The organism is Lutibacter sp. (assembly GCF_013139515.1).
GTDB lineage: Bacteria > Bacteroidota > Bacteroidia > Flavobacteriales > Flavobacteriaceae > Lutibacter.
This window is the reverse complement of the sequence record NZ_WTAR01000127.1, coordinates 1-4,944: the sequence shown is the minus strand read 5'-3', so window position 1 is coordinate 4,944 and position 4,944 is coordinate 1. Positions and strand designations below refer to the sequence as shown.

Annotated in this window: 4 protein-coding genes and 1 pseudogene; 1 reads left to right on the top strand and 4 read right to left on the bottom strand. The window is 29.8% G+C overall.

All coding sequences use genetic code 11. The features are described from left to right. Positions 1–263: pseudogene (locus GQ540_RS11160) on the top strand (dihydrolipoamide dehydrogenase); the annotation flags it as partial. 82 nt (positions 264–345) lie between these two features. On the opposite strand, the gene GQ540_RS11155 reads toward GQ540_RS11160, so the two are convergent. The 4 genes from GQ540_RS11155 to GQ540_RS11140 all read right to left on the bottom strand — a co-directional run. Continuing rightward, positions 346–885 carry a hypothetical protein gene (locus tag GQ540_RS11155; protein ID WP_291801036.1) on the bottom strand — a complete coding sequence of 180 codons (540 nt, stop codon included), beginning with the start codon at positions 883–885 and terminating at the stop codon, positions 346–348. Positions 886–979: 94 nt separating this feature from the next. Further along, on the bottom strand, positions 980–1,321 hold the full coding sequence (locus GQ540_RS11150) for a hypothetical protein (protein WP_291801034.1): 342 nt from the start codon (positions 1,319–1,321) through the stop codon (positions 980–982). Between the two features lie 46 nt (positions 1,322–1,367). After that, positions 1,368–3,062 (bottom strand): sodium:solute symporter, encoded by a 1,695-nt coding sequence (locus GQ540_RS11145; RefSeq protein WP_291801032.1) that lies wholly within the window; start codon positions 3,060–3,062, stop codon positions 1,368–1,370. A gap of 110 nt (positions 3,063–3,172) precedes the next feature. Continuing rightward, on the bottom strand, positions 3,173–4,944 hold a 1,772-nt coding region (locus tag GQ540_RS11140), incomplete at its 5' end, for an LmbE family protein (RefSeq protein ID WP_291801030.1).

Sequence of the window (4,944 nt, the reverse complement as noted above, 5' to 3'; positions counted from 1 at the left end):
ATAACGATTATTTTCAATCAGCAACTTATTACCATACTGAAGGAAAAGATTTAAAGCAAGCTTTAGCTTGGATGGAAAAAGCAACTAAAGGTGATAATCCTCCTTTTTGGTACTTACGAAGAATGAGTTTAATTCAAGCTGATTTAGGAGACAAAGCTGGTGCTATTGCAACTGCTAAAAAATCTTTAGCCGGAGCTGAAAAAGCAAATAACGCTGATTATGTTAAAATGAATAAAGAATCAATTGCTGAATGGGCACATTAATTTTTTTTGATTGATTGATTTTTGAAAAAGCCACATCAATATGATGTGGCTTTTTTATTTAATATACAATCAATTTTAACTATTAATCGTCGTCATCATCGTGATCCTTTTTAGTCTTCTTCTGCTTTTCATTATCTACTCCTTTTACATTTTTTATAATCTCAAGAGTATTCAGATAATCCTTTGATTGAATTTCTGAATGACGTATTTGTCCTCCTAAATTTCCTACTTGAACAAAAACTGCAAAAGTTACTACCGAAACTGAAAGCGCTACAATAGTTGCTGTTTTTTCAAATGAATATTTTCTTACAATAGCAATAAAACTAAGCAATGATAAAATTCCTAAGAAAGCCATAAATACTATTGCATTTTCAGCAAATTCCTCATGTCTTTCAATTAAATTTTCTGAAACTCCTGCAATATGTTCAACAGTTTCTTCAGCACCATCTCCTGTTAAATAAACAGGAATTGTTAATAATGACATGAGTATAAAAATTGCAAAAGCAACTTTTTTAATTTCGTTTTTCTTTGAAAATTGACCATAAATCAAAATTCCGATTCCTAAAATTGTTCCAACAATAGGAAAATGCGTTAGCATTAAATGAAGATGTGTAGCATCCATAATTTTATAAATTTTATTTGTTAATCTTTTAAACTTTAATATTCTATACTGAATAAAAAGATGGTGGTCCTCTCAAACCATTTAGTTTAACAAACTAAATATTACTAAAATTACTTGTACTTAAATTTAATTCTTTTATTAAATAACTTGTATCAAAAAAGGGTAAATCTGAATTCGATATAAACGCATTAGAAACTATTTCATTTTTAAAAGTCTCTTTAACATCAAATTGAGCTACTACTAAATTATCTATACTTTCATCATTACTTTCATGAAAAAATAGCACTAACAAATCAAGTATATTATCATTATTTTGATGAAGTGTAACATGTTCAACTTCGCTCATTTCATCATAATGTTTATGTGAAATAAGCGTATGAAGTACTATAATTACTAAAGCGCTCCTAAATAAAATTTGTTTGATTACATTAATCATTCATTCAACTATTCTCCTAAATAATTCTTAAATATACTATAAATATTTAAGCATGTTTTTCAACAGCTAATTTATTAAAAACTTGTAAAATCATGGCAATTAACATTACCAACATACAACCAAATAAATTAAGCCATAAATACGGCATCCAATCATAATACCACCCAATTATCACAACTATTTGAGTTATTAAAGCTGCAACAAATACGGCATTACTTTTTACAAATTTTATAAAAAATGCTAGTAAAAATATACCCAACACATTTCCATAAAAAATAGAACCTATAATATTTACTAGTTGAATTAAATTATCAAACAAATTGGCAAAACTTGCAACTAAAATTGCAATAATTCCCCAAGCTAGCGTAAACCATTTTGAAGCTTTTACATAGTGTTGATCTGTTTTATCAACTGTCACATTCCGCTTATATAAATCTATAGCAGTTGTACTTGCCAAAGCATTTAATTCTGAAGCGGTACTTGACATTGCTGCTGATAAAATTACTGCCAACAACAAACCTATCAACCCACGTGGTAAATTGTTTAAAATGAAGTGAATAAATACATAATCTTTATCGTTAGTTTCTACTTTAGCATTTTCAGAGATATTTGCTTTTTCAATTAACTTTTTAGCTTCAGCTCTATTATCTCTTTCTAAAGAATTTAATTGCTGTATTTCTTTAACCAAACTTTCATCTGATAAATTGGCACCATAATTTAAATTTGCTTCAGATTTTAATAATTCAATTTCTTTATGTTTAGTTTCTAAAGCCAAATATTCATCAGCATATATAGAGTTTTTTACAACTTCAGTAGCAGATGGATTAAAATTTAAAGGTGAAGCATTGAATTGATAAAACACAAAAACCATAACACCAACCAACAAAATAAAAAACTGCATTGGCACTTTTAACAAACCATTAAAAACAAGGCCTAATTGCATCTCTTTTAACGACTTCCCTGATAAATAACGCTGTACTTGACTTTGATCTGTACCAAAATATGACAATGCTAAAAAGGTTCCGCCAATTATTCCGCTCCAGAAAGTATATCTATTATCTAAATTAAATGAGAAGTCTAACACTTCCATTTTTCCACTTGCTCCGGCAATCTTTAATGCGTTTGAAAAGGTAATTCCGTCAGGTAAATAGCTTACAATTAAAAAGAAAGCAACAAACATTCCTGTAAAAATTACTGCCATCTGATGCTTTTGAGTAACACTTACAGCTTTAGTTCCACCACTCACAGTATAAATAATTACCAACACTCCAATAATAATATTTAAGGTGGTTAAATCCCAACCTAAAACTGCCGATAGAATAATAGCTGGTGCAAAAATGGTGATTCCAGCAGCTAAACCCCGCTGAATTAAAAATAAAATTGCTGCTAAACTTCTAGTTTTTAAATCGAAACGAGTTTCTAAATATTCATAAGCCGTAAAAACTTTTAATCGATGGTAAATAGGAATAAAAACCAAACAAATAACAACCATTGCAATTGGCAACCCGAAGTAGAATTGCACAAAACCCATACCGCTATGAAACGCTTGTCCGGGAGTTGATAAGAAAGTAATTGCACTGGCTTGTGTTGCCATTACAGACAATCCAATTGTCCACCATTTTGCCTCACTTCCACCTTTAATATAGTCAGTTACATTTTGGCTTCCACGTGTTTTCCAAGCACCGTATGAAACTATAAACAATAGCGTTCCAATTAATATAATCCAGTCTAGTTGTTGCATTTTTTATGAGTATGATTTCATTATAATATAAAACAACACAATATAGACTGCATTTGCTATAAGCACTGCTGTGAACTCTTTTTTCCAAACGAATTTTTTATTTTCCATACTTAATTTTTTAGTAGTTTTTCAGTATTATTTTCACCTACCGAAAGCATATTTGCGAATAATTTATACGCTCCGGGAACACCTGCTGGCAATTCTCTAAAAAAGCTTAAACCCGTATAAATAAAATTCCCTTCTCCATATTTTGCAACTAATAAACTACCACTTTTTGCAGTTTCATTTTTATCATTCATACTTAAAACAGCTTCAAAATTTGAATCCCATTTATTTGGAAAATACAAACCTCGCTCTTGTACCCAACCTTCAAAATCTTGCTGACTTATCTTATTTGGGTAATTTAAAAGTTCATGAGCTGGGTTTAAAATTTGAACTTCTGCATTTTCATCAGTAACTCTATCTCGCGATAATTTTAATGTATATGGAGCAACTTTCGTTACTTTTAACCTGTGATTTGTATTGTATTGCACTATCATAGTTCCTCCATTATTCACATAATTATGAAGGTGTTTTTGATAAAATTTAGCTCTTTCGTTCGTATTATAAGCTCTAATTCCCAAAATTACAGCATCAAAATTTTGTAATTTTTCAGGTGTAATATTATCATCGCCTAATTCTACAACAGTATATCCTATTTGACGTAAACTTGTTGGAACTGCATCTCCGGCACCTTGTATATACCCAATTAATTGTCCTTTTTTCTGAATATTTAAACGAACAACTTTTGCTTCTGAAGGCATTATAATAGATTGAAAAGGGATATGATTGTAATCAATTTCAATCAATTCATTTGTATACGTTTTATCACCTATTTCAATCATAGGAGAAATTAAACCTTCCGATTGATTTACTGGCGGCGTTACCACAAATTCAAAACTTTGCTCTCCCCCTTTTTGAACTAAATTAAATTGGTGATTTTCAGGTGTTACTTTCCAATTTCCTGGAATACACAAACTAATTTTTCCTTGTAAACTGTCTTTTACTGCTTTTACTTTAATAGAAATTTTCTGTGAATTATCCTCTGAAAAAATATACACTTTCTCATTAAATGAAGCCGAAACTTCAGGTAAAATTTCAAAAGGTTTGTACACTTCTCCTTTTACAGGATCGTTGTATTTATACGTCACTTCTTTTGTGAAAGGAATTGAAACGCCTTCAAAATCAAGTGAAAAATTAGCAAAAATACTTCTTGGTGTCTCTGGTAAACTTATCAAATTATTATCATAAACTTTATACATTCCTAAAGTTCCTTTTCCAGCTAACCAATAAGGAAATGTTTTATTGATATTTGAAGGAATTTCAATATCCATAGAAAATTTGTGAGGCTGGTTATTTTCTAATTGAATTGATTTTCCTTCAGAAATATTTAAAGGATAAATAGTTACTAAATTCAATTTAATTGGGTAATCACTTCTATTTATAGCTTCAATTTTAATGGTGTTTTTTGAATTTAAAGTAGTTGATGAATTATTAGCAACAGCCTCTAAATATAAACCTGCACAAGCTGCAATAATATCTTTTATTTCTTTCGACTTAATTTGTTTCCAATGTGTATCCTTTAATTTTGAAATTAATTGATAGGCTTCAACCAGTTCTGGAATACTTGCTGATAGATTTTTAAAATTGAATTCGTTTTCAACTTTTTGCAAAATAGTTGCAATTTCTGCTCCTCCTTCTACTCTATTCCAAGTGGTATCTATTCCATCAAAAACATTTTTATTGACTGGAAAATCACCTTTTAAAAATTCTAAATATTCAGTTTGACTTCCACGTGTTCCGGTACTTCCAAACCCTTGCGATTGATGTTGACTTCTACTTA